This is a genomic window from Mesorhizobium sp. M0904 (assembly GCF_040319475.1).
Taxonomy (GTDB): Bacteria; Pseudomonadota; Alphaproteobacteria; order Rhizobiales; family Rhizobiaceae; genus Mesorhizobium.
Map to the genome: position 1 here is coordinate 1 of NZ_JAMYOC010000061.1, position 974 is coordinate 974.

Annotated in this window: 1 protein-coding gene; it reads right to left on the minus strand. The window is 62.1% G+C overall.

Features of this window, described 5'->3' with window-relative positions:
* Positions 1-34: 34 nt before the first annotated feature.
* Positions 35-974: integrase core domain-containing protein (locus tag NKH80_RS30045; RefSeq protein ID WP_352995668.1), on the minus strand; the 940-nt coding region annotated here is incomplete at its 5' end.

Here is a 974-nt window from a genome sequence, read left to right on the forward strand (position 1 = left end):
GGTACGACCCGGAGACATGGGTAACAGAATGTACCTAAGACATGGGTGACAACCTCGTGCCGAACGGGTTGTCGATGGTCTGCAAGGTTCTCTGTTCCAGGTCGATATATCCCAGATCATAGTGCATGAAGCTTACGAGCCAAATGCCGTCGTCGACCTCCTTTATTCCGAGCCTCTGACCGGCGAGCACGGTCGAGACGTTGATCTTCTTCCTCATCATGCAGATGCGGCCGCAGGCGGTGACCAGGATGTCCTTGTCATGGAGGGGATAGGTCAGCTCCGGCAGGCCGGAATACGGCCGTGAAGAGGGCGTGTAGAGTTCCGTCGGTAGCTTCATGGCCAACGCCTCATGCGGCCTTTCCTCGTTGAATTCGCTGATGAAAGCGTCAAATCTGGCCTGCTGTTGCAGGGCATTCATGCCCGGGGGCCGCGTGGTCTCCTGCTTCAAGGTGCGGTGCATGCGCTCGTGGCGGCCGTTCTGTTGCGGGTTGCCGGGCTTGATGCGCTCGATGGCAATGCCGAGCCTCAACCACCAGACCGACAGCTTCGACAGATTGTAGAGGCCGTTGGGGCTGGCGAAGGGGACCCCGTTGTCGCTTCGAATGGCGAGCGGCAGGCCGCGTTCCCTGAACAGCCGGACGAAGGCCTCGATGACCGGCGCTTCCCGTGTCGCTTCAAGCGCTTCGGCGAGAAGCAGGTAGCGCGAGGCCTGGTCGGTCACCGTCAGGGGGTAACAGTAGCGACCGTTGCCGAGCTTGAACTCGCCCTTGAAGTCAGCGCACCACAGATCGTTGGGGACGGCGGCCTGCGACAGCGGCGTGCCCATGGCCTTGTTCGCCCGGTTCCTCTTGCGGGCCTGGCTCACAAGGCCGTGGCGGTCGAGCACGGCATGCACCGTGCTCTTGGCCGGGATGCGCACATCGCCGGCGAGCTTCCTGATCAGCAGCTCCCTGATCTTCCTGGCGCCCCAGTGC